Source organism: Cellulosimicrobium cellulans (assembly GCF_006539945.1).
Taxonomy (GTDB): domain Bacteria; phylum Actinomycetota; class Actinomycetes; order Actinomycetales; family Cellulomonadaceae; genus Cellulosimicrobium; species Cellulosimicrobium cellulans.
The window spans coordinates 89,424-112,736 of sequence record NZ_BJNZ01000004.1; the positions used below are offsets into that span (position 1 = coordinate 89,424).

21 protein-coding genes are annotated in these 23,313 nt (G+C 75.4%); 16 read left to right on the plus strand and 5 right to left on the minus strand.

Going from position 1 to position 23,313, the window contains the following annotated elements; genetic code table 11:
• Positions 1-5 precede the first annotated feature (5 nt).
• Positions 6-776 carry an ROK family protein gene (locus CCE02nite_RS04480; RefSeq protein WP_141388483.1) on the minus strand — a complete coding sequence of 257 codons (771 nt, stop codon included), beginning with the start codon at positions 774-776 and terminating at the stop codon, positions 6-8.
• 217 nt (positions 777-993) lie between these two features.
• Here CCE02nite_RS04480 and truA point away from each other — a divergent pair, with 217 nt between their 5' ends.
• Positions 994-1,872, plus strand: a complete 879-nt coding sequence (gene truA, locus CCE02nite_RS04485; protein ID WP_218027026.1) for a tRNA pseudouridine(38-40) synthase TruA — start codon at positions 994-996, stop codon at positions 1,870-1,872.
• Positions 1,873-1,891: 19 nt separating this feature from the next.
• Here the strand turns inward: truA and CCE02nite_RS04490 are convergent, their stop codons facing one another.
• A complete protein-coding gene (locus CCE02nite_RS04490; RefSeq protein WP_141388485.1) occupies positions 1,892-2,293 on the minus strand; it encodes a DUF5709 domain-containing protein in 402 nt (133 codons plus the stop codon).
• Positions 2,294-2,431: 138 nt separating this feature from the next.
• Here CCE02nite_RS04490 and CCE02nite_RS04495 point away from each other — a divergent pair, with 138 nt between their 5' ends.
• The 9 genes from CCE02nite_RS04495 (at position 2,432) to CCE02nite_RS04535 (ending at position 12,794) form a co-directional block, all read left to right on the plus strand.
• The gene (locus CCE02nite_RS04495; protein ID WP_141388486.1) at positions 2,432-2,995 is read left to right on the plus strand and encodes a DUF937 domain-containing protein; all 564 of its coding nucleotides are present in this window, start codon (positions 2,432-2,434) and stop codon (positions 2,993-2,995) included.
• Positions 2,996-3,104: 109 nt separating this feature from the next.
• The gene (locus CCE02nite_RS04500) at positions 3,105-4,799 is read left to right on the plus strand and encodes an ABC-F family ATP-binding cassette domain-containing protein (RefSeq protein ID WP_141388487.1); all 1,695 of its coding nucleotides are present in this window, start codon (positions 3,105-3,107) and stop codon (positions 4,797-4,799) included.
• Positions 4,800-4,845: 46 nt separating this feature from the next.
• The gene (gene trhO, locus CCE02nite_RS04505) at positions 4,846-5,790 is read left to right on the plus strand and encodes an oxygen-dependent tRNA uridine(34) hydroxylase TrhO (protein ID WP_141388488.1); all 945 of its coding nucleotides are present in this window, start codon (positions 4,846-4,848) and stop codon (positions 5,788-5,790) included.
• A 170-nt stretch (positions 5,791-5,960) separates the two neighbouring features.
• On the plus strand, positions 5,961-6,404 hold the full coding sequence (rplM, locus tag CCE02nite_RS04510) for a 50S ribosomal protein L13 (protein ID WP_047234564.1): 444 nt from the start codon (positions 5,961-5,963) through the stop codon (positions 6,402-6,404).
• Positions 6,405-6,449: 45 nt separating this feature from the next.
• Positions 6,450-6,938, plus strand: coding sequence for a 30S ribosomal protein S9 (gene rpsI / locus CCE02nite_RS04515; RefSeq protein WP_047234563.1), 489 nt, complete (start codon positions 6,450-6,452; stop codon positions 6,936-6,938).
• A 146-nt stretch (positions 6,939-7,084) separates the two neighbouring features.
• Positions 7,085-8,446, plus strand: a complete 1,362-nt coding sequence (gene glmM / locus CCE02nite_RS04520; protein WP_053369630.1) for a phosphoglucosamine mutase — start codon at positions 7,085-7,087, stop codon at positions 8,444-8,446.
• Entirely contained in the window at positions 8,443-9,078 is a 636-nt protein-coding gene (locus tag CCE02nite_RS04525) for a peptide deformylase (protein ID WP_255318630.1), read from the plus strand. The genes glmM and CCE02nite_RS04525 overlap by 4 nt, the downstream gene beginning before the upstream one ends.
• A gap of 59 nt (positions 9,079-9,137) precedes the next feature.
• Positions 9,138-11,684 (plus strand): ATP-dependent helicase HrpB, encoded by a 2,547-nt coding sequence (hrpB, locus tag CCE02nite_RS04530; protein ID WP_174774883.1) that lies wholly within the window; start codon positions 9,138-9,140, stop codon positions 11,682-11,684.
• A gap of 258 nt (positions 11,685-11,942) precedes the next feature.
• Positions 11,943-12,794: a DedA family protein gene (locus CCE02nite_RS04535; protein ID WP_218027024.1), complete on the plus strand. Its 852-nt coding sequence runs from the start codon at positions 11,943-11,945 to the stop codon at positions 12,792-12,794.
• A gap of 61 nt (positions 12,795-12,855) precedes the next feature.
• Here CCE02nite_RS04535 and coaA read toward each other — a convergent pair whose 3' ends face one another.
• Together coaA and CCE02nite_RS04545 are read right to left on the minus strand one after the other, a co-directional pair.
• A complete protein-coding gene (gene coaA, locus CCE02nite_RS04540) occupies positions 12,856-13,845 on the minus strand; it encodes a type I pantothenate kinase (RefSeq protein WP_141388489.1) in 990 nt (329 codons plus the stop codon).
• Positions 13,846-13,986: 141 nt separating this feature from the next.
• On the minus strand, positions 13,987-14,895 hold the full coding sequence (locus CCE02nite_RS04545; RefSeq protein WP_141388490.1) for a DUF72 domain-containing protein: 909 nt from the start codon (positions 14,893-14,895) through the stop codon (positions 13,987-13,989).
• Positions 14,896-15,021: 126 nt separating this feature from the next.
• Here CCE02nite_RS04545 and glmS point away from each other — a divergent pair, with 126 nt between their 5' ends.
• On the plus strand, positions 15,022-16,899 hold the full coding sequence (glmS, locus tag CCE02nite_RS04550; RefSeq protein ID WP_141388491.1) for a glutamine--fructose-6-phosphate transaminase (isomerizing): 1,878 nt from the start codon (positions 15,022-15,024) through the stop codon (positions 16,897-16,899).
• A 142-nt stretch (positions 16,900-17,041) separates the two neighbouring features.
• Complete coding sequence (locus CCE02nite_RS04555; RefSeq protein ID WP_141388492.1) at positions 17,042-17,392, plus strand: holo-ACP synthase; 351 nt, start codon at positions 17,042-17,044, stop codon at positions 17,390-17,392.
• Between the two features lie 85 nt (positions 17,393-17,477).
• On the opposite strand, the gene CCE02nite_RS04560 is transcribed toward CCE02nite_RS04555, so the two are convergent.
• The gene (locus tag CCE02nite_RS04560) at positions 17,478-18,527 is read right to left on the minus strand and encodes a TIGR03560 family F420-dependent LLM class oxidoreductase (RefSeq protein WP_141388493.1); all 1,050 of its coding nucleotides are present in this window, start codon (positions 18,525-18,527) and stop codon (positions 17,478-17,480) included.
• A gap of 110 nt (positions 18,528-18,637) precedes the next feature.
• Here CCE02nite_RS04560 and CCE02nite_RS04565 point away from each other — a divergent pair, with 110 nt between their 5' ends.
• From CCE02nite_RS04565 to tsaE, 4 genes are all read left to right on the plus strand, one after another.
• Entirely contained in the window at positions 18,638-20,377 is a 1,740-nt protein-coding gene (locus tag CCE02nite_RS04565; RefSeq protein ID WP_141388494.1) for a bifunctional ADP-dependent NAD(P)H-hydrate dehydratase/NAD(P)H-hydrate epimerase, read from the plus strand.
• A 31-nt stretch (positions 20,378-20,408) separates the two neighbouring features.
• Positions 20,409-21,317 carry a pseudouridine synthase gene (locus tag CCE02nite_RS04570; protein ID WP_308463679.1) on the plus strand — a complete coding sequence of 303 codons (909 nt, stop codon included), beginning with the start codon at positions 20,409-20,411 and terminating at the stop codon, positions 21,315-21,317.
• 79 nt (positions 21,318-21,396) lie between these two features.
• Entirely contained in the window at positions 21,397-22,722 is a 1,326-nt protein-coding gene (gene alr, locus CCE02nite_RS04575; RefSeq protein WP_174774884.1) for an alanine racemase, read from the plus strand.
• Positions 22,719-23,270, plus strand: a complete 552-nt coding sequence (gene tsaE, locus CCE02nite_RS04580; protein WP_141388497.1) for a tRNA (adenosine(37)-N6)-threonylcarbamoyltransferase complex ATPase subunit type 1 TsaE — start codon at positions 22,719-22,721, stop codon at positions 23,268-23,270. The genes alr and tsaE overlap by 4 nt, the downstream gene beginning before the upstream one ends.
• Positions 23,271-23,313: the final 43 nt, after the last annotated feature.

Here is a 23,313-nt window from a genome sequence, read left to right on the forward strand (position 1 = left end):
CGCGGTCAGGCGGGCGTCAGGGCCCAGGCGCGTGCCCCGCCGACGAGCGCCGCGGAGTTGGGCACGACGACGACGTCGTCGCCCAGGCGGTCGAGGACGCTCGGGGTGATCTGGCGCGAGTTCCCGCCGCCCAGGTACAGCCGGTCCCACCAGAAGACGGGCCGCAGACCCTCCACGACCGTGAGGACGCGCCGCGACCACAGCCCGTTGCCGAGCCGGCGCCGCTCGGGCTCGCCGACGTACTCGTCGTAGGTGGTGCCGCGGCGCACCGGCGCGCGCGACCACTCGAGGTGCGGCGCGAGCCGTCCGCCGTCGAAGAGCGCCGAGCCCAGCCCCGTCCCGAGCGTCAGCACGAGCTCCAGCCCGGACGCCGCGACGACGCCGGCGCCGTGCACCTCGGCGTCGTTGAGCACCAGGGCGGGCACGCCGAGGCGCGCGACCACCGCGGCCTGGACGTCGAAGCTCGTCCATGCCTCGACGAGGGCGGGGTCCACGCGCGAGCGCGGGCCGCTGCGCGTGACGTAGTGCGGCGTGTGCACGACGACGCCGCGCCGGATCATGCCGGGCATGCCGACGGTGACCCGGTCGGCGCGGGGCAGCGTGGCCGCGATCTCGGCGATCGTCTCGACGAGCAGCCCGGGCGGCAGCGGGTAGGGCGTGGGGACGCGGACGGCGGCGGCGTGCGCGGTGCCCGACGCGTCGAGCACGTTCGCCTTGATCCCCCCGCCGCCGCAGTCGACGGCGAGGGTGCGGACGTCAGCGCGGTCGCCGGTCATGTGCGGCAGCGTAGGCAGACGGCGCGCGCACCGCACGGCCGGGCGACTACGGTGAACTCCCGTGAGCGACGCCCCACCCCCCGACGCACGTCCCGACGCCCGGCCTGCCACCCCCGCCGGAGCACCGGGCACCTCGTCGGGCGCCTCGTCGGGCACCTCGTCAGGCACCGCACCGGACGCCGCGGCGACGGACCGGCACGAGCCGCCCGACGGCGTCGTGCGCGTCCGCCTCGACCTCGCCTACCAGGGGACGGACTTCGCCGGCTGGGCCCGCCAGCCCGCGCTGCGGACCGTCCAGGGTGCGATCGAGGACGGTCTGGCGACGCTCCTGCGCGGCCCGGCGCCCCGCCTGACGGTGGCGGGACGCACCGACGCGGGGGTGCACGCGCGCGGCCAGGTCGCGCACGTCGACCTCACGCGGGACCAGTGGGACGCCCTGCCCGGGCGCTCCGACCGCACCCCCGGCGACGCGCTCGTCGCGCGGCTCGGGGGGGTGCTCCCGGGGGACGTCGTCGTGCACCGCGCGGCGCCGGCCCCCGTCGGGTTCGACGCGCGGTTCTCGGCCCTGCACCGTGCGTACACGTACCGGGTCGCGGACGACCCGGTGCAGCGCGACCCGCTGCGGCGGGCGTGGGTCCTGTGGAACCGGCGCCCGCTCGACGTCGCCGCGATGGACGCCGCCGTGCGGCCGCTGCTCGGCGTGCGCGACTTCGCCGCGTTCTGCAAGCCCCGGCCCGGGGCGACGACGATCCGCGAGCTCCAGCACCTGTCGTGGTCGCGTCCCGCGGACGGGCCCGACGCGGGCCTCGTCGTCGCGCACGTCCGCGCGGACGCGTTCTGCCACAACATGGTGCGCGCGCTCGTCGGCGCGTCGCTCGCCGTGGGCGAGGGCCGGCGCGGCGTCGACTGGCCCGCGCAGCTCCTCGCGAGCCGACGGCGCGACGCGGGCGCCGGCGTCGTCCCGGCCCACGGCCTCGTGCTCGAGGAGGTCACGTACCCGCCCGACGACGAGCTGGCCGCCCGCGCCGACCGGATCCGCGCCGTCCGGAACGAGGAGGACGTCTGGGACGAGGGCGCGTCGCGCGACCCGGGCTGAGCACCGTGGGGCTACGCCGTCACGGCTCCTCGACGACGTGCACGGCGGCCTCCTCGGCGCCCGCGGCGCCCCCGGAGATCCCCTCGTCGTCGGCGTAGGTGTCGTTCTGGCGCCCGTCGAGCGCGTCGGGGTCGGCGACGAGGCGGCCCGAGCGGGTGTCGTCGGGGCGCTCGAGCGGGTCCCGGTCCCACTCCTCGGGCTCCTCCTCGGCGAGGCGCTGGTCGAGCGTCTCGCCGTGCACCTCCTCCCACGGCGTCTCGCCGAAGTGGTTCTTCCGCGGGCGGTCGGGCGGGGAGTAGCCCTCGTCGAGGACGTCGTCCACGCCGCGGTCGAGCAGCGTGTCCTCGGCCTGGAGCTGGTCGTTGTCGCCCTCGGCGCCGGTCTCCGGGTCCGGGCTGGTGCCGGTGGTGTCTTCGCTCATGCGTCCACAGTGTCACCTCGTGCGGTCGGACGCAGCATCTGCGCCCCGACCTGCACCGACGTGCCGCCGGCGATACCGTGGGACGGGTCGTGCGCGTCGCGGCCACCCCGTGAACGAGCCCGAGAACCGAGGACCACCATGGCCGGCATCGACGACATCCTGTCCACCATCCCGCTCGACCAGCTCGCCGGTCGGCTCGGCGTCGACGAGGCGACTGCGCAGCAGGCCGTGGGCGCGGCGCTCCCCGCCCTGCTCGGCGGGCTCCAGGCGAACGCGCAGGACCCTGCGGGCGCGGCGTCGCTCGGCAAGGCCCTCACGCAGCACGACCCGTCGCTCGTCGAGGGCGGGGTGAACCTCGACGACGTGGACACCGCCGACGGCGAGAAGATCGTCCGCCACGTGTTCGGGTCGAACGAGGAGGCCGTCGTCGCGCAGCTCGCGGACTCGACGGGCACGCAGCAGGGGCTGCTGTCGAAGGTGCTGCCCGCGCTCGCCCCGATCGCGCTGGCGTTCCTCGCGAAGCAGCTCGGGGGCAAGGGCTCCGGCGCGGGCTCCTCGTCGACGGCGCAGGAGAGCGCGGGCGGTGGCGGTCTGGGCGACCTGCTCGGCGGCCTTCTGGGCGGCGGCTCCGGTGGCTCCGGGGGAGGCCTCGGGGACCTGCTGGGCGGCCTGGGCGGCCTCCTCGGGGGCGGCCGGCGCTGAGCCCGGGGCCGACGCCGGTCGTCCCGCTCGGGGCGGGCCGACGCCGGAGCGGGTGGGGGTGCGCGGAATCCGCGTGACCTGGCGGGTCCCGCCGGGGGACGATGGCCTCGTGGGACACCTCGACCTCAGCGACGTCACGTATCACCTGCCCGACGGGCGCACGCTCCTCGACGGTGTGAGCCTGCGCGTCGCGGACGGCGCGCGCGTCGCGCTCGTCGGGCCGAACGGCGTCGGCAAGTCGACGCTGCTGCGCATCGTCACGGGCGACGTCGCGCCGCACGGCGGGGCGGTCGTGCGCAGCGGCGGCCTCGGCGTCATGCGGCAGGACGTGGGGCGCATCGACGACGACCGCACGGTGCGCGACCTGCTCGTCGAGCTCGCGCCGGCCGCGGTCAAGGAGGCGGCGCTCGAGCTCGCCGAGGCCGAGCACGGCATCATGACGGTCGACGACGAGCCCGCCCAGCTCCGGTACGCCCAGGCGCTCGCGGACTGGGCCGACGTCGGGGGCTACGACGCCGAGGCGGCGTGGGACGAGGTGACCGACGAGGTGCTCTCCGTCCCGTTCGAGAAGGCGCAGTGGCGCGACGTGCGCACGCTGTCCGGCGGCGAGCAGAAGCGCCTGGCGCTCACGGCGCTGCTCCGCGGGCCCGAGGAGGTCCTGCTGCTCGACGAGCCGGACAACCACCTCGACGTGCCGACCAAGCGCTGGCTCGAGGAGCGGCTGGTCGCGTCGCCCAAGACGGTCCTGTACGTCTCGCACGACCGCGAGCTGCTGTCCCGCACGGCGACGCAGGTCGCGACGCTCGAGCCGACGCCCGGCGGCGGGACGGTCTGGGTGCACGGCGGCGGGTTCGCGACCTACGCGCAGGCGCGCGCGGACCGGCGCGAGCGCCTGGCGGAGCTCGCGCGGCGCTGGGACGAGGAGCACGCCAAGCTGCGCGAGCTCGTGCATACGCTCAAGACCAAGGCCGCCTACAACGACGGGCTCGCGAGCCGGTACCAGGCGGCGAAGACGCGCCTGCGCAAGTTCGAGGAGGCGGGCCCCCCGGAGGTGATCGCGCGCGAGCAGCGCGTCACCGTGCGCCTCACGGGCGGTCGCACCGCCAAGCGCGCCGTGACGTGCGAGGAGCTGGAGCTCACCGGCCTCATGCGGCCGTTCGACCTCGAGGTCTTCTTCGGGGAGCGCGTCGCGGTGCTGGGCTCGAACGGGTCGGGCAAGTCGCACTTCCTGCGGCTGCTCGCGGCCGGCGGGAGCGACCCCGAGCCCGGGGTGGTGCCCGATCCCGCGACCTCCGACGGCGTCCGGCCCGACCCCGTGGCGCACACGGGCCGCGCGGTGCTCGGCTCGCGCGTGCGGCCGGGCTGGTTCGCCCAGAACCACGACCACCCGGAGCTGCGCGGGAGGACCCTCCTGGAGATCCTCCACCGCGGCGACGGGCACCGGGCGGGCATGGGGCGCGAGGGCGCGAGCCGCGCGCTCGACCGCTACGAGCTCGTCGGCCAGGCGGAGCAGCGCTTCGAGACCCTCTCGGGCGGGCAGCAGGCGCGGTTCCAGATCCTCCTGCTCGAGCTCGACGGCGCGACCCTCCTGCTGCTCGACGAGCCGACGGACAACCTCGACCTGCACTCGGCCGAGGCGCTCGAGGCCGGCCTCGCGGCGTTCCAGGGCACGGTGCTCGCCGTGACGCACGACCGGTGGTTCGCGCGCGGGTTCGACCGCTACCTGGTGTTCCGCGGCGACGGCGAGGTCGTCGAGGCGCCGGAGCCGGTCTGGGACGTCGAGCGCGTGCAGCGGGCGCGCTAGCCGCCGCGTGCTGGGGGCGGGCGCCGCCGTCCCTATCCTGGTGGGCATGGCCGTCCACAAGATCGTGCTCTTCTACGCCTTCACGCCGCTGCCCGACCCGCGCGCGGTGCAGCTCTGGCAGCGGGCGCTGGGGGAGCGGTGGAACCTCACGGGCCGCGTGATCGTCGCGGAGCACGGGATCAACGCGACGCTGGGCGGGACGGTCGAGGACCTCAAGCAGTACGTGAAGACCACCCGGCAGTACCCCGGCTTCGAGGGCATCGACGTCAAGTGGTCCGACGGCACGGGACGGGACTTCCCGCGCCTGTCCGTGAAGGTGCGTCCCGAGCTGGTGGCCTTCGGCGTCCCGGGCGAGATCGTGGTCGACGAGAGCGGTGTCGTGGGGGGCGGCACGCGGCTGAGCCCTCAGGCCCTGCACGACCTCGTGGCCGAGCGGGGAGACGACGTCGTGATGTTCGACGGCCGGAACGCGTTCGAGGCGGAGATCGGGCGGTTCCGCGGGGCGGTCGTGCCGGACGTCGCCACGACGCGCGACTTCGTCGCCGAGATCGACTCGGGCCGCTACGACGACCTCAAGCAGCGGCCGGTCGTCACGTACTGCACCGGCGGCGTGCGGTGCGAGGTGCTGTCCGCGCTCCTGACCGCCCGCGGCTTCGAGGAGGTGTACCAGCTCGACGGCGGCGTCGTGCGGTACGGCGAGGCGTTCGGGTCGCAGGGGCTGTGGGAGGGATCCCTCTACGTGTTCGACGAGCGCATGCACGTCGACCTCGGCCCGGGGTCGGCCCCGCTCGGCGCGTGCACGGGGTGCGGGGCGGCGACGGCGAAGTACGAGAACTGCGCCGACCCGAGCTGCCGGACGCTGCGCCTGTACTGCCCGGACTGCGTGCACGTCGCGCGCTCGACCCGCTGCGCGACGTGCGTGGTCGAGCGCCCGGCCACCGGCCTGCCCACCGCTCCCGCCGCTTTGACCGGTGGCCTGCCTCGCGGGTAGTCTGGTGAGTCGTTGTGCTCATCTCACGACACCCGTGTCGCTAGCGCGCCCACTCGCTGCCGGCCAAGGAGCGGGTGTCGACCGAGCCCGCCGCGCAACGACCTGCCCTCTCGGCCGCACGCTTCAGCGGCCGAAGAAGACATTCTGAGACAGAAACGAAGGCTACGACCGTGCGTACGTACACCCCGAAGCCCGGCGACGTCCAGCGCGACTGGTACGTCATCGACGCGACCGACGTCGTCCTGGGCCGCCTGGCCACCCACGTGGCCACCCTGCTGCGCGGCAAGCACAAGCCGACCTTCGCTCCGCACGTCGACGGCGGTGACTTCGTCATCGTCATCAACGCCGGCAAGGTCGCCCTGAGCGGCAACAAGCGCGAGCAGAAGATGGCCTACAACCACTCCGGGTACCCGGGTGGTCTGCGTGCCGTCGCCTATGGCGACCTGCTCGACAAGCACCCCGAGCGTGCTGTGGAGCGTGCCGTGCGCGGCATGCTCCCCAAGACCACCCTCGGTCGCGCCCAGTTCGGCAAGCTCAAGGTCTACGCGGGTGCCGAGCACCCGCACGCCGCGCAGCAGCCGAAGCCGTTCGAGATCACCCAGGTCGCGCAGTAATCGCCGCCCAGGCGTAGCGCACAGAGAGACGCGAGGACACCACCCGTGGCCGAGACCACCGTCGACACCGACACCCTGGGCGACGAGACGCCCAGCACCTACACCTCTGAGTCCGCCGCCCCCACGGGCCGCGGCCAGAGCATCACCGCCCCCGGCCAGGCCCTGGGCCGCCGCAAGGAGGCCGTGGCGCGCGTGCGCCTCGTCCCCGGGACCGGGCAGTGGAAGATCAACGGGCGCTCGCTCGAGGACTACTTCCCGAACAAGGTTCACCAGCAGCTCGTGAACTCCCCGCTGAAGCTGGTCGACGTCGAGGGTCGCTTCGACGTCGTCGCCCGCATCAGCGGCGGCGGCACCTCCGGCCAGGCCGGTGCGCTGCGCCTCGGCATCGCGCGTGCGCTCAACGCGATCGACGCCGAGCACAACCGCCCCGCGCTGAAGAAGGCCGGCTTCCTCACTCGCGACGCCCGCGTCGTCGAGCGCAAGAAGGCCGGTCTCAAGAAGGCTCGTAAGGCACCGCAGTACTCCAAGCGCTGATCCGCGCTGTGCGCTCGTCGGCCCCGGTGGACCTCGTCCACCGGGGCCGACGTCGTTTGTGAGGGACGGTGACCAAGCCCCGTGGAGGGCGTGGCAGGGCAGGCGGTCGTACGGTCGACGTACGGCCGGTCGAGGAAGGACTTTCCATGGGACGGCTTTTCGGCACCGACGGGGTGCGCGGGCTGGCGAACGGCAACGTGACGGGCGAGCTCGCGCTCGACCTCGGCGTCGCGGCGGCTCGCGTGCTCGCGAGCGGGCAGGAGGAGGGGCACCGTCCGCGCGCGGTGGTGGGGCGTGACACGCGGGTCTCGGGCGAGTTCCTGGGCGCGGCGCTCATCGCCGGGCTCGCGAGCGCGGGCGTCGACGTGAAGGACGTGGGGGTGCTGCCGACCCCGGCCGTCGCGTACCTGACGAGCACCATGGACGTCGACTTCGGCGTCGTGATCTCGGCCTCGCACAACCCGATGCAGGACAACGGGATCAAGTTCCTCGCGCGCGGCGGGGTCAAGCTCGACGACGCGGTCGAGGACCGCATCGAGAGCCTGCTCGGGCAGGAGTGGCAGCGCCCGACGCACGGCACGGTCGGCCGCATCTCGCCCGACCGTGGTCGCGCGGGCGGCGCGTACGTCGAGCACCTCATGGCGAGCATCGGCGCCGACGAGGACCACAAGCCGCTCGCGGGCCTGCGCATCGCGGTCGACTGCGCGAACGGAGCGGCGAGCGACGTCGGCCCCGCGGCGCTGCGTGCGGCCGGCGCGGACGTCGTCGTCATCAACGCGAGCCCCGACGGCCGCAACATCAACGCCGCGTGCGGCTCGAACCACCCGGAGCAGCTCCAGGCCGTCGTCGTGGCGTCCGAGGCGGACTTCGGCGTCGCGTTCGACGGCGACGCCGACCGCTGCATCGCGGTCGACCACGGCGGTACCGTCGTCGACGGCGACCAGATCATGGGCGTCCTCGCGCTCGCGCTCAAGGACGAGGGCGAGCTCCCGCACGACACGCTCGTCGTGACGGTGATGAGCAACCTGGGCCTCCTGCTCGCGATGCGCGACGCGGGGATCACGACCGTCCAGACGGCGGTCGGGGACCGGTACGTCCTCGAGGAGATGCGGGCCCACGGCTACGGGCTCGGGGGCGAGCAGTCGGGGCACATCGTGCTGTCGCGCTACGCGACCACGGGTGACGGCGTGCTCACGGCCCTCCAGCTCGCGGCGCGCGTCCGGGCGACGGGCCAGAAGCTCGCCGACCTGGCGAGCGTCGTGCAGCGCCTCCCGCAGACCCTCCTCAACGTCTCCGGCGTGGACAAGGCGCGCGCGTCGAGCGACGAGGCGCTGCTCGCCGCCGTCGCGGACGCGGAGCGGACCCTCGGCGAGACGGGTCGCGTGCTGCTCCGCCCGTCGGGTACCGAGCCGCTCGTGCGCGTCATGGTCGAGGCCGCGACGCAGCAGCAGGCCGACGCGGTCGCCGCACGGCTCGCGGGCGTCGTGCGGGACCGGCTCGCGCTGTGAGCGCCACAGGGCGGGCGGCGGGCGTGCGGCAGGGGGTCGACGAGGCGCTGCGCGAGCACGTGGTCGCGCTCCTCGACGCGTACGACGACGGCGTCCTGCCGATCGTGCAGGCGGGTCAGCCCGTGCTGCGTACGCCGGCGGTGCCGTACGCCGGGCAGCTCGGCGACGTGCTGCCACGGTTCCTCGAGGCGATGCGCGCGACGATGCACGCGGCGCCCGGGGTGGGCCTCGCGGCGCCGCAGGTCGGGATCGGGCTCGCGGTCGCCGTCGTGGAGGACCCGGGCACCCCTGACGCGGACGACGAGCGCGAGCGCCCGCCGCTCGCGTTCCGGGTGCTCGTCAACCCGCGGTACGAGGCCGTCGGCGACGAGACCAGGACCTTCTTCGAAGGCTGCCTCTCCGTGCACGGCTGGCAGGCGGAGCGGACGCGCGCCCGTTCGGTGCGCCTCACCGGGCAGGACGAGGCGGGCGAGCCGTTCGACGACGTGCTCACCGGGTGGGCGGCGCGGATCGTCCAGCACGAGACGGACCACCTGCGCGGCGAGCTGTACGTCGACGGAGCCGACCTGCGCACCCTCTCGTCCACGCTCGGGGTCGCGCGGCTCCCGGGCGCCTCGCGCGAGGCGGGCTGACCGGGCCACGCGGCCCTGAGCGGCGCGGGACGGGAGCGTCGGCGCGGGAGACTACGGGGGTGGACCCGTTGACCCGACTCCTCGCCGCCCCGCCCGACCTGCCGGTGGGGCACCACCTCGCCGACGTGGTCGCCGCGGTGCGGACGGTGGGGGCCGTCGTCGTGCAGGCACCGCCCGGCACGGGCAAGACGACCCTGGTGCCACCGGCTCTCGCCGTCGCCCTGGGGGACGCCCCGGGCGGGCGTGTCGTCGTGACGCAGCCCCGGCGGCTCGCAGCCCGGGCGGCGGCCCGGCGGCTCGCGTCGCTGCTCGGCGAGGACCTCGGCGGCACCGTCGGCTACACGGTGCGAGGCGAGTCGCGGACGTCGCGACGTACCCGGGTCGAGGTCGTCACGACGGGCACGCTCGTCCGCCGGCTCCAGCGCGACCCCGAGCTCCCGGGCGTGGCCGGGGTCGTGCTCGACGAGGTGCACGAGCGCCACCTCGAGGACGACCTCGCGCTCGCGCTCCTGGCGGACGTGCGCGAGAACCTGCGCGACGACCTCGCGCTCGTCGCGATGTCCGCGACGGTCGAGGCGGCGAGGACGGCGGAGGCGCTCGCCACGGGCTCGGGGGCCGTGCCGGTCGTCGCGGTCGAGGGCGGGCTCCACCCGGTCGACGTCGTCTGGTGCCCCGGGCGCGGCTCGCGCACGGACGCCCGCGGCACTGCGCCGGCGCTGCTCGACCACGTGGTCGCCACCACGCGCCGCGCGCTGGGCGAGCGGACGGGCGACGTCCTCGTGTTCGTCCCGGGCGCGCGCGAGGTGGACACCGTCGCGGGCCTGCTGGCACGCGGGCTGTCCGACGTGGACGTGCGTCCGCTGCACGGCCGCCTGCCCCCGCGCGAGCAGGACCGCGCGCTCGAACCCGGGCCACGGCGCCGGGTCGTGGTCTCGACGGCGGTCGCGGAGTCGTCCCTCACCGTCCCGGGCGTGCGGGTCGTGGTGGACGCCGGGCTCGCGCGCGAGCCGCGTACGGACGTGCGCCGAGGGCTGCCCGGCCTCGTGACGGTGGCGGTCAGCCGGGCGGGCGCCGAGCAGCGCGCCGGCAGGGCCGGGCGCGAGGGGCCGGGGGCGGTGTACCGGTGCTGGTCGGAGGGCGACCACGCGCGGCTCGCGCGGCACCCGGAGCCGGAGATCCGCACGGCGGACCTCACCGGGTTCGCGCTCGAGCTCGCGTGCTGGGGCAGCCCCGACGGCGCGGGGCTCGCGCTGCTGGACCCGCCGCCCGCGGCCGCCTGGGCCGCCGCGCGCGACGTGCTGCACGGGCTGGGGGCCGTCGGGCCGGACGGGGTGACGCCGCTCGGGCGCCGCATCGCCGCCGTCCCCGCCGACCCGCGGCGCGCGCGGGCGCTGCTCGACGCCGTCCCCGAGGTGGGTGCGGAGCGCGCCGCGGAGGTCGTGGCGCTGCTCTCGGAGGACGTGCGCGTGCCGGGGGCCGACCTGCCGGCCGCGCTGCGCGCGCTGCGCCGCGGCGGTCCGGGTTCCGGCGCGTGGGCCGCGCAGCGGGACCGGCTCGAGCGGGTGGCGCGTGCCGCCACGTCCGAGGACGACGCCGTCGGGGGAGCGGAGCGGGGTGGACGGCGCGGGCCGGCCGACGACGCCGCCGTCGGGCACGTCGTCGCGCTCGCGCACCCCGACCGGTTGGCCCGCCTGCGGCCGGGCGGAGAGACGTACCTCCTGGTCTCGGGGGCCGGCGCACGGCTGCCCCCAGGGTCGCCGCTGCAGGGTTCGCCGTGGCTCGCGGTCGCCGACGTGGACCGGACGGCGGGCCGGGCCGACGCCGTCGTGCGGTCCGCCGCGCCGGTCGACGAGGCGACGGCGCGGGCCGCCGCCGCGTCCGAGCTGCGGTCGACCGGCGTCGCCGAGTGGTCGGGCGGGCGCGTGCGCGCCGCCCGGGTGACCGCGCTCGGCGCGATCGAGCTCGCGCGCGAGCCGTGGCGCGACCCGCCCGCGGCCCTCCTGGTGGCGACCGTGCGCGACGGGCTGCGCCGGGACGGTCTCGAGAGCCTCCCGTGGTCCGACGGCGCGCTCCGGCTGCGCGACCGCCTGCGGTTCTTGCGCCGCGCGATGGGGAACCCGTGGCCCGACGTGGGAGACGACGCGCTCCTCGACGGCCTCGACGCCTGGCTCGGCCCTGACGTCCCTGCCGTCGCGCGGGGCAGGAGCACGGACCTCGCGGGCGCGCTGCGCCGCCTGCTGCCGTGGCCCGAGGCCGCCCGCCTCGACGCGCTCGCGCCCGAGCGGCTCGAGGTGCCGAGCGGGTCGCGCGTCGCGGTGGACTACGCGCAGGACCAGCCGGTGCTGGCCGTCCGGCTCCAGGAGACGTTCGGCTGGGCGAGCACGCCGCGCGTCGCGGACGGGCGCGTGCCCGTGCTGCTGCACCTGCTCTCCCCGGCGGGCCGCCCGGCCGCGGTCACGGCAGACCTGGCCTCGTTCTGGGTGCAGGGCTACCCGCAGGTGCGCGCCGAGCTGAGGGGCCGCTACCCCAAGCACGCGTGGCCGCAGGACCCGGGCACCGCCCAGCCGCTGCGGGGGACGCCACGCCCGCGCCGGCGCGACGTCTGAGCGGGCGGAGGGCCCTGGTCCTCACGACGTACGCTCTCGTCGCGAGAAGTCGTTCGTCGGGATGACGACGTCGTCGGCCGCGGCACGGAAGACTCGTCACCGGGCGCGGCGCTGCCGGGCGGGAATCCTCAGGGGTGAACCGGGGGTTTCCCTGATGGTCGAGGTCGTCGCGCTCCGTAGGCTAGTCATGGCGCAGGACGCCCGACCTGCCGCCGCCGCCAGCCTGGCCTCCCCGCCAGCCGACGAACGAGGACGCCGTTGCCCGACGCCGTGTCGACCTTCCTGGAGAATCTGGAGACCTGGATTCTCGCCCTCGCGGCGTCCGCGTGGATCTATCCCGCGCTGTTCGGCTTCGCGACGATCGACGGGTTCTTCCCGCCCATCCCGAGCGAGTCCGTCGTCATCACGCTCGCCGTGTCCGCGCACGCGACCGGCGAGCCGAACCTGCTGCTCGTGCTCCTGGTCGCCGCGGCGGGCGCGTGGACGGGCGACCAGATCGCGTTCTCGATCGGCCGTGCCATCGGCACCGACCGCGTCCGGTTCCTGCGCTCACCGCGGGGCCGCAAGGCCGTGGCCTGGGCGGAGCGGGCGCTCGCGCACCGCGGGGCGTCGTTCATCCTCGCCGCGCGCTACATCCCCATCGGCCGCGTCGCGGTGAACATGACGGCCGGCGCCGTGGGGTACCCGCGCCGCCGCTTCATGGCGTTCTCCGGGATCGCGGCCGTCACGTGGGCGGTGTACTCGGTCCTCATCGGTCTCGTCGCGGCCCAGTGGCTGGGCCACGAGCCGCTCCTCGCGATGGTCGTCGGCGTCGTCCTCGGGGTGGCTACCGGCTTCGTCATCGACCGCGTGCTCATGATGCGCGCGCGGCACCGGGGCGAGCTCCCGGTGGTGGTCCCCGTGCCCGCGGCGCCGACGAGCGGCGACCGGGCCCTGCAGGGGACGAGCGCGGACGTGACCGGCACGGTGGGAACCGGTACGGAGGTGACCGGGGTCGAGGCGACCGGCGCCGAGGAGGGCGTGTCGTCCGGCGCGCCGGGGCCGTCACCGTCGGGGAGCGCGGGCGGACCGGGCACGCCGCGCACGCCCGGCGCGGCACCCGGCGCCTGAGCCGAGCGGCCGCCCGCCGGATCCCCGTGACGGGTGCCGCCCGCCACGGCGTCGCGCAGGCTCAGAGCTTGCGCAGCCGGACGCGCTGGACCGAGTGGTCCGAGCCCTTGGTGAGCACGAGCGTCGCGCGGCCGCGCGTCGGCAGGATGTTCTGCTCGAGGTTCGGGGCGTTGATCGCGTCCCAGATCGACCTGGCCTTCTCGACCGCCTGCTCGTCCGTGAGGTCGGCGTAGCGGCGGAAGTACGACTCGGGCCGGGCGAACGCCGTGCGGCGCAGGGCGAGGAACCGGTCGACGTACCACTGCCGGATGTTGCGCGTGCGGGCGTCGACGTAGATCGAGAAGTCGAAGAAGTCGGAGACCGCGACCGTGGACTCGTCGTGCGCGCTCGGCCGGGCCGGCTGGAGGACGTTCAGCCCCTCGACGACCAGCACGTCGGGCTTGCGCACGACCGCCTCCGCCCCGGGCACGATGTCGTACGTGAGGTGGTCGTACACGGGTGCCTTGACCTCGGCGTGGCCCGCCTTGACCTTGGACAGGAACCGGATGAGCGCCCGGCGGTCGTAGGACTCGGGGAAGCCCTTGCGGTCCATGAGACCGCGGCGGGCCAGCTCCGCGTTGGGGTAGAGGAAGCCGTCGGTCGTGATGAGCTCCACGCGCGGCGTCTCTGGCCAGCGGGCCAGCATCTCGCGCAGGACGCGCGCGGTCGTGGACTTGCCCACCGCGACCGACCCCGCGACGCCGATGACGTACGGCGTGTTGCCCGTCTCCTCCCGGAGGAACGTCGACGTCGCCTCGTGGAGCCCCGACGTCGCGGTCACGTAGAGGTTGAGCAGGCGCGAGAGCGGGCGGTAGACGGCGTCGACCTCCGCGAGGTCGATGGGGTCGCCGAGACCGCGCAGCCGGGTGACGTCGTCGTCCGTCAGGGGGAGCGGCGTCGACTCCGACAGGCGGCTCCACACCGCGCGGTCGAGGTCGACGTACGGCGAGGACGACGGTGCCGCGAGATGGGCCGGCAGGAGGTCGGACGGGTCGTCGACGGGGAAGGACACCCGGCCGATTCTGCCGGATCCGCGGCGGTGCTGGTGCACGAGGGCCTTCGACTCCGGTACCGGCAGCCCGGAGGAGCGCGAGCGGTCGACCTCGGACACGTCGCGCCACGCCCGGCCTCGCGAACGTCGCGGGAGGGGTGCTCAGCGCGCACCGGCTCCAGCGCCGCGCTCCGGGTGCGTGGCACGACGACGACGCGGCGCGGGCTCGACGGCGGGGCCGGGGCCGGCGAGCGCGAGGTCCGGCAGCCGCGTCATGAGGGCGAGAGCGTCGGCCGGGGCGTGGGCGTCGACGTCGTTGTCGAGGTAGACCTCGACGTCGTGACCGGCCTCGCACCAGGCCCGGATGCGCTCGGCCCACGCGTCGAGGACGCGTGGCCGGTAGCCGCTCGTGTACAGCTCCTGGTCGCCGTGGAGCCGCACGTACACGAGGCGGCTCGTGACCGCCTCCACGAGCGGCCAGCGGCCCGCACCGTCCGAGATCGCGAAGGCCACCCGGTGCCGGCGCAGGAGGTCCAGCGCCTCGTCGCGCGCGAAGGACTCGTGGCGTGGCTCGAGCGCGTGGACCAGCGGACGGTCGACGTCCGCGTCGGTCCAGGCGGGTGCGCGCAGGCGGTCGTCGTGGTCGCCGGCGAGGCGGGCGGCCTCGGCCGTCGTGCGGGGCAGGAGGGCGAGGAACTCGTCGAGCCGCTCGGGGTCGAAGGTCGTGCGCGCCGGGAGCTGCCACAGCACCGGCCCGAGGCGGTCGCCGAGGGCGAGGACGCCGCTCGCGAAGAAGTTGGCGAGCGGCGTGCGCGCGTCCCGCAGCCGCTTCATGTGGGTGACGAAGCGCGGTCCCTTGACCGCGAACGTGAACCCCTGGGGCGTCTGCTCGCGCCACGCGACGAACGACGACGGGCGTTGCAGCGAGTAGAACGACCCGTTGAGCTCGACCGCGGGGAACACGGACGCGACGTGCTCGAGCTCTCGGCGCTGGGGGAGGCCGGGCGGGTAGAACGGGCCGCGCCAGTGGGCGTACCGCCATCCTGAGAGACCGATCCGTACGGTGGGCACGAGGTCCACCCTCACCGGGTCGGGCGTCGTTCGCCCGCGGGGGCGCTTTAGGCAGCGGACCTCACGAAAAACCGCGGGTTCGTGCGGCTCCGGAGTGGCGCACGTCGGTGGCTAGACTCGATCACCATGTGCGGAATCGTGGGCTACGTAGGCCCTGGAACCATGGTCGGAGAGGCCTCGGGGCGACCCCTCGACGTCGCTCTCGAAGGACTCGGCAGGCTCGAGTACCGCGGCTACGACTCGGCCGGGGTCGCGCTCGTCGCGCCCGGGATCGACGCCGTCGCGTTCGCCAAGAAGTCGGGCAAGCTGGCGAACCTCGTCGAGGAGATCGACCTGCACCCGCTCCCCGCGGCGACCGCGTCGATCGGGCACACGCGGTGGGCGACGCACGGCGGCCCGACCGACACGAACGCCCACCCGCACCTCGCGGACGACGACCGCCTCGCGGTCATCCACAACGGGATCGTCGAGAACTTCGCGACGCTCAAGTCCGAGCTGCTCGCCGAGGGCGTGCAGTTCCGGTCGGAGACGGACACCGAGGTCGCGGCGCAGCTCCTGGCCCGCGCCTACCGCGAGACCAAGGACCTCACGCTCGCGATGGGACGGGTCGCGCGCCGCCTCGAGGGCACGTTCACGCTCCTGGCCGTCCACGCCGACTCGCCCGACACGGTCGTGGGCGCTCGGCACGACTCGCCGCTCGTCGTCGGGCTCGGCGAGGGGGAGAACTTCCTCGGCTCCGACGTCGCGGCGTTCATCTCCCACACCAAGGAGGCGCTCGAGCTCGGCCAGGACCAGATCGTCACGATCACCCCGACGTCGGTCGAGGTGACCGACTTCGACGGCAACCCGGCCGAGGCCAAGCGCTACACGGTCGACTGGGACGCCGCCGCGGCGGAGAAGGGCGGCTTCTCGTCCTTCATGGACAAGGAGATCCACGACCAGCCGCACGCCGTCGCGGACACGCTGCTCGGCCGGACGGACCCGTCGGGCAAGCTCGTGCTCGACGATCTGCGCATCGACGAGGCCGTGCTCCGCTCGGTCGACAAGATCATCGTCGTCGCGTGCGGCACGGCGGCGTACTCGGGCCACGTCGCGAAGTACGCGATCGAGCACTGGTGCCGCATCCCGGTCGAGGTCGAGCTCGCGCACGAGTTCCGCTACCGCGACCCGATCGTCGACGAGAAGACGCTCGTCGTCGCCGTGACCCAGTCCGGCGAGACCATGGACACGCTCATGGCCGTGCGTCACGCGCGCGAGCAGGGCGCCAAGGTCGTCTCGATCGTCAACACGCACGGGTCGACCATCCCGCGCGAGTCCGACGCCGTGCTCTACACGCACGCCGGGCCGGAGATCGCGGTCGCCTCGACCAAGGCGTTCCTGTCGCAGATCACCGCCGCGTACCTGCTGGGCCTCTACCTCGCGCAGCTGCGCGGGAACAAGTTCCCCGACGAGATCTCGGCCATCCTCGAGGACCTGCGCGACATGCCGCGCAAGATCCAGACCGTCATCGAGCGCGGCGAGTACGTGCGCGCGACCGCCCGGTCGATGAAGGACGCCTCGTCGGTGCTGTTCCTGGGCCGGCACGTCGGGTTCCCCGTCGCGCTCGAGGGTGCCCTCAAGCTCAAGGAGCTCGCGTACATCCACGCGGAGGGATTCGCGGCGGGCGAGCTCAAGCACGGGCCGATCGCGCTCATCGACGAGGGCCAGCCGGTGTTCGTCGTCGTACCGTCGCCGAAGGGCCGCGAGGGCCTGCACTCCAAGGTCATCTCGAACATCCAGGAGATCCGGGCCCGCGGGGCGCGGACGCTCGTCATCGCCGAGGACGGGGACGACGCCGTGCGCCCCTACGCGGACGAGATCTTCTGGATCCCCGAGTCGCCCACGCTGCTCTCGCCGCTGCTGGCCGTCGTGCCGCTGCAGATCTTCGCGATGGCGCTCGCGACCGCCAAGGGACTCGACGTCGATCAGCCGCGCAACCTCGCGAAGTCGGTCACGGTCGAGTAACCCTCCGCCGAACCCGTCGCACGCCGTTCAGGTGGTCCTGGTTCGTCCGGTCTCCCGGACGAGCCAGGACCACCTGGCCGTGGTGCCTCGGTCGCCTGGTCGGGAGGCCGGCAGGGCGGGCGCCCGGTCGTAGGGTGGGCCCATGATCAAGGGCGTGGGGATCGACGTCGTGGACGTCGCGCGGTTCATGGAGACCCTCGAGCGGACCCCCCGGCTCCGGGAGAAGCTGTTCACGGCCGCCGAGCGCGACCTGCCGCCCGCGTCGCTCGCCGCGCGGTTCGCCGCGAAGGAGGCCATCGCCAAGGCGCTGGGGGCTCCCGCGGGCATGCGCTGGCACGACGCGACCGTCCATCGGGTCGTCGGAGGCCCGCCGGAGGTCGAGATCTCGGGCACGGTCGCGGCGCGCGCGGACGCGCTCGGTATCACCGCCTGGCACCTGAGCATCTCCCACGACGCCGGCATCGCCTCGGCCATGGTCGTCGCCGAGGGCTGACCGCCTCGAAGCGTGCTGTGGGCATGAAGAGGGCCCGGTTCTCGGCCGAGAACCGGGCCCTTCTCACGCCCACACGGTGCGGCGGTCAGGACTGGAGGGCCGGGACGACCTGGCGCTGGAAGAGCTCGAGCTGGTCGCGGTCGGTCGCGGCGAACGGGAAGTAGCCGATCGCGTAGCCGAGGCCCTGGTCGCGCAGACCCGTGAGCGTCTCGACGATCTGCTCCGGCGTCCCGACGAGCGGGCCGTTCCGCCACGACGCGACGTTGTCGTCCGCCTTCTCGGGGAACCAGCGCCGCGCGTGCTCCTCGATCCGGTCCAGCCGGTCCGCGACGTCCTGCTCGGTCTCGCCGATGACGACGTTGTAGTTGGCCGAGCGCGTGATCTCGCCGAAGTCGCGGCCGAGGTCGCGGCAGTGCTGCTCGAGCACCGTGGACTTGTGCGCGAACCCCTCGGGCGAGCCGTCGAAGTTCGTGTACTGCGCGTGCCGGGCCGCGATGCGCAGCGTCTTCTTCTCGCCGCCGCCCGCGATCCACAGCGGGATGCTCGGCTTCGCGCCCTCGCCGTCCACGACGACCCGCTGGAGGGGCTGCGGGTAGCACAGCGCGCCGTCCACCTGGTAGCGCCGGCCCTCGAACGTGCCCGACGACCCCGTGCGCCACATGCGCGCCATGATCTCGACGCCCTCGTCGAGCGCGCGCAGGCGCTCGCCCGCGCTCGGGAACCCGTACCCGTACGCGCGCCACTCGTGCTCGTACCAGCCCGCGCCGATGCCCATCTCGAGCCGGCCGCCGGAGACGTGGTCGACGGTCGCGGCGACCTTCGCCAAGTACGTCGGGTCCCGGTACGCCATGCACGTGCACATCTGGCCGAGGCGCACGCGCTGCGACGCCGCCGCGAACGCGGCCATGAGCGTCCACGCCTCGTGCGTCGCCTCGGTGCTCGGGGTCGGCGTGGTGTGGAAGTGGTCGTAGACCCACACGCCGTCCCACGCGAACTCGCCGCCCGGCAGGGGCTCGCCCGCCGCGGCGTTGTCGGCGTAGTGCAGGAGGGAGAGCATGGTCTTCCAGTGGTCCTCGGGCGCGACGTCGACGAGGTCGTAGCGCCAGCCCTGGGGGATGAAGAGTCCGAATCGCATGGTCGTCACCCTATGCGGGGCCACGCGGAGAGCCGCCCTGCGCCGTCCGCCGTCTCACCCTGCGGCGGTCCGCGGAGGCGACCCGGGTACGGGGTCGGCAGGATGAGGTCATGATCGAAGCCTGGTCCGCGGCCGACGTGCGTGCCGCCGAGGAACCGCTGCTCGCCTCGGGCGTCCCGCTCATGGAGCGTGCCTCGTTCGCGCTCGCGACGATCGTCGCGCGCGACCTGGCGCGACGGCGCTCGGTCGCCCTGCCCGACGGCGGACGTCGGGACGGGCGCGTGACGGGGGCGCGGGCGGTCCTGCTCGTGGGGTCGGGCAACAACGGCGGGGACACGCTCCATGCGGGTGCGTACCTCGCGCGCCGCGGCGTCGACGTGCTGGCCGTCCTCACCGGCGAGCACGCGCACGCGGGCGGGCTCGCCGCGCTCCTCGACGCGGGCGGCCGCGTCGAGGTGCTCGTCGGCAGTCCCGACGACACGACGCGCGCCGGCGGGCCGCACGACCACCTGGACCCGCACGTCGCCGACCGGGTCGCCGCGCAGGTCGCGCGCGCCGACGTCGTGCTGGACGGCCTCGTCGGCATCGGCGCCCGTGGACCGCTGCGCGGTGTCGCGGCGGACCTCGTGCGGCACGTCTCCGCGGTGCTCGACGGCGACGCGCACGCGGGCGGGGAGCCCGGCGGCGACGGCGTGCCCGGGGACGGCGGCGGGCGCTCTTCCGGGTCGGGCGCGCGCGGGCGCCCCTGGGTCGTCGGGGTCGACGCGCCGAGCGGGGTGGGCGTCGACGACGGCACGGTCCCCGGACCGGTGCTGCGGGCCGACCGCACGGTGACGTTCGGTGCGGCCAAGCCCGGGCTCCTCCTGCCGCCCGCGACGCACCTCGCCGGGCACGGCGCGGTCGTGGACATCGGGCTGCGCCTGGGCGCTCCGGCCGAGGGTGGCGGCGCGCCGCGGCCCGTCGTGCGACGCCTCGAGCGTGCAGACGTCGCGGCTCGTTGGGTCGTGCCGGGGCCGACCGACCACAAGTACACGCGCGGCGTCGTCGGCGTCGTCGCGGGTACGCCGACCTTCCCGGGCGCCGCGGTGCTCGTCGCGGACGCCGCGGTCCGGACCGGCCCGGGCATGGTCCGCTACCGCGGGCCCGACGACGTCACGCGTGCGGTGCTCGCGGCCCGGCCCGAGGTGGTGCCCGCCGCCGGACGCGTGCAGTCCTGGGTGCTCGGACCCGGCGTGCCGCCCGTGCCCGGACCGGACGACGACCCCGTGGACGACGGCGGCCAGCACGAGCGGGTCCGGTCCGCGCTCGCGGCCGCGACGGGCGAGCTCGCCGCGGACGTCGTGGGGGAGCGGGTGCCCGTGGTGGTCGACGCCGGGGCGCTGTCCCTGCTGCCCGACCGCTGCCCGCCGTCGGTCGTCCTCACGCCGCACGCGGGGGAGCTCGCGACCTTGCTGCGGTCGCGCGGCGACGACCTGACGCGCGCCGACGTCGAGGCCGAGCCGCTGCGGTGGGCGCGGCGCGCGCACGAGGCCACCGGTGCGACGGTGCTGCTCAAGGGGTCGGCGACCGTCGTCGTCGGGCCGGAGGGCGCGTGGTCCCAGGCGGACGCGCCGGCCTGGCTCGCGACGGCGGGGGCGGGGGACGTGCTCGCGGGGATCCTCGGCACCGTGCTGGCGGCGCACGCCGCGCGGGTCGTCCGGGAACCGGGGCTGGCCGCGGAGCTCGCTGCGGTGGCTGCCGTCGTGCACGGGCTCGCGGCGGAGCGGGCGAACCCGGGCGGTCCGGTCGCGGCGCTCGACGTCGCCGACGCGGTCCCCGCCGTCGTCGCGGAGCTGCTCGCCGCGCGCTGAGCGCGGGACCCACGCCGGTACCGTGGTGGACGTGGTCCCCCTCCCCGTGCGCGACGGCCTCAACCCGACGCGCCTCGTGCTGCCGCACGACGCCGAGAGCGTCGCGCGGTACCCGCGCACGCTCGACTACGTGCGCCACCGCTTCCCCGACGACGCGACCCGCCTGGCCGAGAAGGTCGCGGCGGGCGAGGTGGTCGACGGGCGCGGCCGGCCGGTCGACGCGACCACCCCGTACGAGCCGCGCGGCTTCGTGTTCCTCTACCGGGACCCGCCGGTAGAGCCCGACGTACCGTTCGAGGTCCGCGTGCTGCACCGCGACCGGGACCTGCTCGTCGTCGACAAGCCGCACTTCCTCGCGACGATCCCGCGCGGCTCGTACGTGGCGCGCTCGGTGCTCGTGCGGCTGCGGCGCGACCTCGACCTGCCCGACCTCAGCCCCGCGCACCGCCTCGACCGCGTGACCGCCGGCGTCCTGCTCCTCACGCTGCGCCCGCAGGTGCGGGGCGCGTACCAGGAGCTCTTCGCGCGGCGCGAGGTGCGCAAGACGTACGAGGCGGTCGCGCCGTGGGACCCGGCGCTGGAGCTGCCGGCGACCGTGCACAGCCGCATCGTCAAGCGGCGCGGCGTCATGCGCGCCGAGGAGGTCGACGGCGAGCCCAACGCGGAGAGCCGCGTCGACGTGATCGAGGCCGACCCGTCCCGCGGGCTCGCGCGCTACCGGCTCGAGCCGCGCAGCGGCAAGACGCACCAGCTCCGGCTGCACATGGCGCGCCTCGGCGTGCCGATCGTGCACGACAACTTCTACCCCGAGCCGTACGACGTCGCCCCGGAGGACTACACCCGCCCGCTCCAGCTCGTCTCGCGCTCGCTCGCGTTCGCCGACCCGCTCACGGGCCGCGAGCGCCGCTTCGAGACGGACCGCGTGCTCGGCTCGTGGTGAGCGGAGCGGTGACGCCCCGGCCCGGCCGACCGGCGACCGCTCGACCGTCCGCCGGGGGCGGGTGAGAGAATCGTCCACCGTGAGCGACACCCAGCGCACGACCCCGCCCGGCGCACCCGCCGGCGCCCCTGACCCCCACGCGTACCCGGCCCGCGCCGTCGTGGACCTCGCCGCGATCCGGGACAACGTCCGCGCCCTCGCCGGGCACGCGCCGTCGGCCCAGGTGATGGCCGTCGTCAAGGCCGACGCCTACGGGCACGGCCTCGTGGCGAGCGCGCTGGGTGCGCTCGCGGGCGGCGCGACGTGGCTCGGGACCGCGCAGCCGAGCGAGGCGCTCGCGCTGCGCGCCGCCGGGGTCGGGGTCGACCGCGCGCGCGTCCTCACGTGGCTGTACCCGCCCGGCGCCCCGCTGCGCGCGCTCGTGGAGGCGGACGTCGACGTCTCGCTCGCCGCGCGCTGGGCGGTCGACGAGGTCGTCGCCGCGGCTCGGGCCGCGGGAAGGACCGCGCGCGTGCACCTCGCGGTCGACACGGGTCTCGGCCGCAACGGGATCATGCCCGCCGACCTGCCGGACGTGCTCGACGCCGTCGCGCGCGCCCAGGCCGAGGGCGCGGTGCGCGTCGTCGGGCTGTGGTCGCACCTCGCGTTCGCGGACGAGCCCGGGCACCCGAGCGTCGGGGCGCAGGCCGACGTGCTCGACGAGGCCGTCCGCCTCGCCGAGCGCGCGGGCATCGCGCCCGAGCTGCGCCACCTCGCGAACTCGGCCGCGACGCTGACCGCGCCGCGCACCCACTACGACCTCGTCCGGCCCGGCCTCGCGGTGTGGGGCATGACGCCCGTGCCGCAGCTCGGGCCGCCGTCGCGGTACGGGCTGCGCCCCGCGATGACGCTCGAGGCGCGCCTCGCGACGGTCAAGCGCGTGCCCGGCGGGCACGGCGTCTCCTACTCGCACCACTACACGACCCCGCAGGACACGACGCTCGGCGTCGTCCCCCTCGGCTACGGCGACGGGATCCCGCGGCACGCCTCGGGCGGCGGGCCCGCCGGGGCGCCCGGCGGTCCGGTCCTCGTCGGCGCGCGTCCCGGAGACGGCGGGCGGGTCCTGCGCGTCGCGGGACGCGTGTGCATGGACCAGCTCGTGCTCGACCTCGGCCCGGACGCGGCCGAGCGGGCGGGCGACGTCGTCACGCTGTTCGGCGCGGGCGACGGCGTCGAGCACGACGGCGTCCCCACCGCCGAGGACTGGGCCCGGGCCGCCGGGACCATCAGCTACGAGATCACGACGCGCCTCGGCGCGCGCGTGCCACGCGAGCACGTGGGGACCCACGTGCTCGACGACGGCGCGCGAGCGCTGCTCGCGCACGACCCGAACCAGCAGAGCACGGAAAGGACGGTCCGCGCATGAGCGACGACCCGACCCCCTCGACGCCCTCCGCCGACGTGGCCGACGCGCACGGCGTCGTCGTGCTGCCCGACGCCGACGCGACGCGCGCGTTCGGCCGCGCCCTCGCGGGCGTCCTGCGCGCGGGCGACCTCGTGATCCTCACGGGCGACCTCGGCGCCGGGAAGACGACGCTCACGCAGGGCATCGGCGCGGGGCTCGGCGTGCGCGGCCAGGTCGCGTCGCCGACGTTCATCGTCGCGCGCGAGCACCCCTCGCTCGGTGACGGCCCGGCGCTCGTGCACGTGGACGCGTACCGCCTCGGCTCGCTCGACGAGGTCGACGCGCTCGACCTCGACTCGAGCCTGGACGAGTCGGTGACCGTCGTCGAGTGGGGCAGCGGGCTCGTGGAGGCGCTCGCGGGCGACCGCCTCGAGATCGTGCTCGAGCGCCCCCGCGGTGGCGTCGACCCTCGGTCGGACGACGCCCCGGAGGCCGGGGAGCGGCGCGTGTCCGTGCGCGGGGTCGGGGTGCGCTGGTCCGGCCTCGACGTCGCCGCGCTGGCCCGGTAGCGCCCGCGAGGAGAACAGTCCCGGTCCCGGCCGTAGGCTGGGG